Origin of the sequence: Chitinophaga sp. S165 (genome assembly GCF_003182155.1) — a bacterium.
Classification (GTDB): domain Bacteria; phylum Bacteroidota; class Bacteroidia; order Chitinophagales; family Chitinophagaceae; genus Chitinophaga.
This window is the reverse complement of record NZ_QGTG01000003.1, coordinates 686,274-693,258: the sequence shown is the minus strand read 5'-3', so window position 1 is coordinate 693,258 and position 6,985 is coordinate 686,274. Positions and strand designations below refer to the sequence as shown.

The window sequence follows — 6,985 nt, the reverse complement described above, 5'->3', positions numbered from 1 at the left end:
CCTTGCTTGACCAATACCAGAAAAGAAATAATGAATTGAAAATAAAAAGATTAGAAAAAAGACTGGAGCAACTTAAAGCGATTGTTGTATAGAAGCATTCCCAACACCCAACCGACCCAATAAAGCTAAATAGTAAGGAACTTCAAAGAACTACAGCCAGAGGCTCCACCCCAAACCGGCAGCACTCAAAGTCCCACTCTTGCTATAATCGGACGTCAGGAAAACATCAACATCCCATATGCAAAAAGCCCGGTATGAACACCAGGCTTTTCCAATAATCTTACTCTTCTTCTTTATACTCCAATATATCCCCCGGCTGACACTCCAACACCTTACAAATCGCCTCCAGCGTGCTGAATCTCACAGCCTTCGCCTTTCCCGTCTTAAGTATCGAAAGATTCGCCAGCGTAAGGTCCACCTTCTCAGAAAGCTCACTCAGCGACATCTTCCTCCTCGCCATCATTACATCCAGGTTTACAATAATCGGCATGTGTCTACACAGTTAAATCATTTTCAGTTTGCAATTCTACACCTTTTTTAAATATCTGTGCAAGAACATAAACAACACCCGCTACAAAAATAAACTCCAGAGGTATCGCATTAGTTTCTAAACCAGTTACATCGTACGACATCCACCTGATATGCGAATTGTGGACAGCGGCAACAATCCATGCAGCCGTTATAATATTGCTCAACCCCACAAGGCTCTTCGCTACTTCTTTAGTAAATGGGCTCGCCAATTTGATCTTCGATAATACTTTGATCAGCAGGTAGGCGGCATATGCCTCCAGGGAGTAAAACGCGATCTTCAATAACACCAGGATTGAATAATGCACAAAACTGTATGCTCTCAGGTGCGACAGGTCCAGTCCTTCGTATAGGTTTTTTGAGGCCTCAGGCTTGAAAATACTCACCCCGTAAGCCGTTAGCCAGGAGCCTGCCTCGATAGCCAGGCCTATAAAAGCGATCCATGCCAGCACATTCAATGAAGCCAGCACATTTTGAGTTTTCTTTGTTTTCATAATGAGGTTTTAACTACTGCAAATATCAATAAATATTTATCGAAAAACAATAAAATATTTTCAGACCGTTCCCTATCCCTAATCTGAGTACATCGACGACTTTCGATTTTTATATTATCTTAGCACCCTGAAATGTGAAATTTGAAAACCAGATACCGTTGATCCATTACAACCATATTCTTTAAGAAACCATTTTACCCGTACAGACACAATCTGTACCTATCGAAAAACCTTACAATCCGTCTCCCTTAAATGAAAACCATATGATCTCAACTCGTGCCTTATCGGCTTGCGACATGATCCGCAGGAGAACAACACTTCTCTTCGCCCTTGTCCTCTCCATTATTCTGACAGGTATGACCGGTACGCCCGCTTTCTCGCAAAACTGGCGATTAGCCCAACCCGCATACCCGACTACAGATGCTTTTGTTATTACTTACTCTGTTGCCGACTTCGGCGCTACAGGCGATGGTGTGACCGATGTTACCAGCATCTTTCAGGCCCGCCTCAACGCTTTAGGCGCTTTAGGCGGCGGTACTTTGTATGTGCCTGCCGGCAGATACGTTATCCGCGGTACCCTGCTCATTCCTAAAGGTATAACGCTTCGCGGTGAGTGGCAGAAACCTACCAAAGGTCAGCCCATCAACGGAACTATCCTGATGGCATACTCCGGCCGCGGTGATGAAAATGCAACGCCTTTCATTACCATGCAAACATCCGCTGCCGTACGTGACCTGGCTATCTGGTACCCGGAACAATCGCCGGACAATATCACACCTTACCCTCCGGCTATCATATTCGGAGCGCCTAATTACTTCGGCAACGAATTCTGTAATGCCAGGAACGTGACATTTGTCAACGCTTACACCGGCATCCTCTTCTCCAGGACAAATGGCGGAACCTGTCCGGTGATCAATGGCGTATATGGTACGCCGTTATCAAGAGGTGTTGAAATAGATAACATCGTTGACGTAGGAAGAATCGAGAATGTTAACTTCTCCCCCGCTTACTGGGCTGGCTCCGGACTTCCGAATGCCCCATCTGCCGGGGGCTCCTATGCTAACTGGATCTACCAGAACGGTACGGGTATAGTAATGCGCAGGAACGACTGGTCATACACCGCCTTTGTAGATATTGAAGGTTATGCTATCGGCTTCCATGCCACTACTTCCATCCCAAGCGCACCGGCTGTACCGAACGGACAGAACTACGCTATGACCTTCACCAATTGTAAAACCGGTATCTACGCAGAAGTTGTCAGCAATGTAGGTATCATGTTTGCCCGTTGTACCACCATCAACTGTGCTACCGGTCTGGCTATTGGCGGTGGATCATCTACCAATGGCGCCTTACAGTTGCATACTTGTACTATCGGAGGATCCATTGATGCTATTTCCGCTGATCCTACCTGTGTGGCCAGGATCATGCTGCAACAGTCTACCATCACCGGTGGTAACGTGAACATCGGCGGCGGTACTTTCGCTGCCTCTGACTGCGATTTCAATAATAAAGCTCCGCAGATAGTTCTGGGTGCTAATTCCAGGGGTATCATCACCGGTAACCGTTTCAAAAACGGAGTGAACATTCAGAACAATTCACTCTATACGAACGCCATCGATCATACGCCACTGATGTTAAAGAAACTGCCTCCATTCCCGACCATCACACAAGCTACACATAAACCTTCAAGACAGGTATTATATCTCGCCACTGCAGCTCCTTACAATGCAAAACCTGATGGCGTGACCGACAACACGACCGCTATCCAGAACGCATTGACCAAAGCCGGTGCAGATGGTGGCGGTATTGTATTCTTACCTCCCGGAAAATATAAAGTGACCGGTCATCTTACAGTGCCAACCAACGTAGAGCTTAAAGGTGCTGCCGATAACAGTACTACGCCTACAGGTCCTGGCAGTGTGTTGGAACCTTACGCGGATAAAGGCAATCCCAATGGTACACCTTTCATCAAACTATCCGCAGGTAGCGGCCTCCAGGGACTTACTATCAATTATCCTGAACAGATGGCTTCACTGGCGCCTAATTTCCCTGCATATCCATACACCATACAGGTTACAGGCAGCGACGTTTATATCGTCAATATCGGTCTCCGTGCTGTATACAATGGTATAGACATGTTCACCTACCAGTGTAATAATCACTATGTTGACTGGCTGGCCGGACATGTATTCCATAACGCTATTAAAGTTGGTGGTGGCACTAACGGCGGTCAGATCTCCAACACGCAGTTCAATACCATCGCTTACGCAGCCGGTGCTGAATCTAAGTTTGGCAGCTGGCCTAACTCTCCGCAGGGCGATAACTCCGCTATCTACTCCTATCAGTTGAACAGCATGGACTTCATCATTCTGGGCAATGCACAGAATGAGGTCCTTTATAACGATTTCGTATATGGCGCACACCATGGCCTTATACTCGCCAACGAAGGCAGTGGTGCTTCAGGTATCAGTATGGGCCTCGGACTGGACGGTACCAAGAACGCTATCAGCTTTGAGAAACTGGGTAGCGGTGGGTTTGACTTCATCAATAGCCAGATAGTAGCCCTGAACAACAACCAGGATACATCTACCAGCTATCTCAATACTACCAGCACTTTCGCAGGACAGATCAATCTCTTTAACTCCGATTATTGGGGTAATCCTGCTAAGTCCATCGTATCGGCTGGCAGCGGCGCCATTAATCTCCAAACCGCCAACTTCGCTGAACCAGGCTTCCAGAACTGGGGTACTATCCGCAGTGGTTCACTGAACCTCCACAATTCTACCGTATGGCCGGTAGGTACATTGCTGAACGCAGGCGCAGAACCAAAGTTCTCCGCACAGTCCTCCATCATTGACAGTTCCAATATCGATGCTTATAAAGCCGCTCCATGGAAAAACAACCTGGGTAATATCTGGGCAGTTTCTGTAGCTGGCGCAATGGACAGGCATGGCTGGACTGCCGCCGCTTCTGTCAATACCAACAATGCTAAAAATGCATTGGACAGTAACGCCCTTACACGCTGGGATACACAAGGTGGTCAGGTCAACGGACAAACCTTCACTGTCGATATGAAAACCGTGAATACCATCAACAGGATCATATTGGACGCTACCGACAGTCCATCCGATTCTCCTGCCGGTTACAGCGCCTACCTTTCTAATGACGGTGTGAACTGGGGCACCCCTATCGCTTCAGGCGTCGGTCCGCAAGGCATGACACTCATCACCTTCCCTGAAAAAGCAGGCCGTTATATCCGCATCGTACAAACAGGTTCTAAAGGTAACTACTGGTCTATCCACGAGTTTTATGTATTCGGCCGTGTAAACGTAGCCAGTATAAGCGTAACACCTCCTTCAGGCAACCTGAATGTGGGCAGTACCCAGCAGTTAACAGCTACTGTTCTGCCGGTGAACGCTACCAATAAAGCAAAGACCTGGACTTCTTCCAATGCTGCTATCGCTACTGTCGATACCAGCGGTAAAGTAACTGCCGTATCTCCAGGCATCGTGACTATTACAGTTACTACTGTAGATGGTAATAAAACTGCCAGCTGCATTGATACAGTGAAAGCATCTAACAATGCGTTTAACGGTACACCAGCTACTGTTCCGGGTAAGATAGAAGCAGAGAATTTCGATAACGGCGGACAAGGTATCGCATACTCAGATATTGATGCAACTAACAACGGTGGTTTGTACAGGTCAGAAGGCGTTGACGTAGAAGCCTGTGCTGACGGAGGATATGACGTAGGATATACATCTGCCGGCGAATGGCTGAACTACACCGTAAATATCACCACTCCGGGTACATACACCTTACAGCTACGTATCGCATCTCCATATGGCAGCAGACAGTGTCATATGGAACTGGACGGCGTAAACATCTCAGGTCCGATCAGCATTCCTAATACCGGCGGCTGGCAAACCTATCAGACACTGACAGCTACTACACCGAGCCTTACTACCGGTCTTAAAACATTGCGTCTTGTAATGGATACAGATGGTTTTAACGTTGATTACCTCAACCTGACCCGTACCGGCACAGCTGCTAAACTGGCTGATAACACAGCTGATATCGTTGCCTATCCGAACCCGGTAACAGGCAATCAGCTGAATTTACAACTGGTTAACCATGCAGCAGGCAAGTACCGCGTTGTATTATTCAACTCGCTGCACCAGCCAGTATATACTACGGCCATCAACGTAGGTAAAGCAACCGGCACTTATCCGCTGACATTGCATAACACATTACCTGCAGGCTATTATATGCTGGAAGTGATCGATCAGAAAGGCAACCGTGAAGTAAAGAAGATCATCGTTCAATAATAAAAAGAGTAAAACAAAAAAGAGAGAAGACGTCTGCTAAAGCGGACGCCTTTTCTCTTTTTACACATCTCCAACACTGCACTGCCTCCAATCAGAAATACAGTAGCAGGAAAGAAGTTATTTACTCAGGTCCCACGCTTTCAATGCATCCACCTGCACCTTTCCATCTTTTGCAAACAAAGACCACCCCGTAGCTTTTTCATCGGGGAATATCAGGGTAGTCAGTACACGCTCTCCTCCATTCACAAACACTTCCAGGGAAGACTTATCGAACAGCACCTGCAGCCTGATCTTACCACCTGAAGGTTTCACAGTAAGTTTATCTGTCTGCTCCAGCTTTCCATCCTTCACATTCGCAATATAAAGCTCATTACGGGCCGTATTGTAGCCTACGATAGTCTCACCCTTACCCCCACTCTCCTGGGCTATTTTAAAGCCAAAATCCTGCGCAGTGCCTGGAGTGAATGTGGCGTCTATCCAGTTGGCATTTGAACTGAACTGTTTACCCTTGTTCAATGCCAGGTCTTTACTATCGATCTCCAATTGCTTCTTTACCAGCTTTTTTGAAGACGGTAGTTTCTCCAGGGATGCGTTCAGCACCGAAGCAGGCTGCTGATACAACTGCACGCCATCCGGAGTAGATTTCAGTTGCAGGTCCCTCGCTATGGACATCTGTCCACGCCACGGATAAGTTTCCGTCTGGAAAGGCATCAGCCAGCCAAGCATGGTCTGCCGTCCTTCAGGTAAATTATTATACGGGATAGCCGCGTAGTATGTTCTGCCATAATCTACGAACTGCTGGTGTTCCGCCGGACGATCGTTCTTAAACGTCTTCCCGTCAAAATCGCCCGTGAAGTATTGCATACCGGTATGTGCATCCTGGTTACCGGAAGAGATCATTATCAGCCATTTCTTTTTAGACGGATCACCATCCACATACAACGGCGTCAGCGACGGGCACTCCCAGATCTTGCGGGTGTCTCCCTGATTACCGAACTCACTCATCAGTTCCCATTTCTTCAGGTCTTTCGAGCTATAGAACTGCAGCTTATGCTCATGTGGAACAGCAACTGTCATTACCCATTGCTGCTGCGCTTCCATCCATATCACACTGGGATCACGGAAGTCTTTCTTATTGATATCCACCACAGGATTGCCGGCATAATTTGTATAGCTCATGCCGCCGTCATTGCTATACGCCACAAACTGCGACTCCTTCTGCTGTTTCGGCTGATCTGCAGTATAAATAGCCACCAGCGGGGCTTTACCTCCTGTGCCGAAACCACTGGTATTCTTCTCATCCAGCACGGCGCAACCGGAGAAGATCCAGGTGGTCGTATCTTTTTTCTCAATTTCCGGAATAGCTACAGGCAGATGTTTCCAGGTCAGCAGGTCTTTACTGGTAGCATGTCCCCAGCTCATATGCCCCCACTTGTTCTCAAACGGATTATGCTGGTAATACAGATGATATACTCCGTCAAGATAGATCAGTCCATTAGGATCATTCGTCCAGTTCTTCGCAGGAGTGAAATGGTAAGCCGGTCGCCATTGTGGCGTAGGTACCGGTTGTTGCTGGGCCAGCAAGGTCAGTGGCAGCAGGCATGCTAACGGTAATGCAAACAGTTTCTTGGTCAT

4 protein-coding genes are annotated in these 6,985 nt (G+C 47.4%); 1 reads left to right on the top strand and 3 read right to left on the bottom strand.

All coding sequences use genetic code 11. The annotated features are described in order from the left end of the window. Positions 1-280: 280 nt before the first annotated feature. A complete protein-coding gene (locus tag C7475_RS17215; protein ID WP_110054615.1) occupies positions 281-490 on the bottom strand; it encodes a helix-turn-helix transcriptional regulator in 210 nt (69 codons plus the stop codon). Between the two features lie 4 nt (positions 491-494). Next, positions 495-1,022, bottom strand: coding sequence for a DUF2975 domain-containing protein (locus C7475_RS17210; protein ID WP_110054614.1), 528 nt, complete (start codon positions 1,020-1,022; stop codon positions 495-497). Between the two features lie 263 nt (positions 1,023-1,285). Between C7475_RS17210 and C7475_RS17205 the strand changes: the two genes are divergently transcribed. Continuing rightward, a complete protein-coding gene (locus tag C7475_RS17205; RefSeq protein WP_146217578.1) occupies positions 1,286-5,350 on the top strand; it encodes a glycosyl hydrolase family 28-related protein in 4,065 nt (1,354 codons plus the stop codon). Between the two features lie 117 nt (positions 5,351-5,467). On the opposite strand, the gene C7475_RS17200 is transcribed toward C7475_RS17205, so the two are convergent. After that, the gene (locus C7475_RS17200; RefSeq protein ID WP_110054612.1) at positions 5,468-6,985 is read right to left on the bottom strand and encodes a glycoside hydrolase family 32 protein; all 1,518 of its coding nucleotides are present in this window, start codon (positions 6,983-6,985) and stop codon (positions 5,468-5,470) included.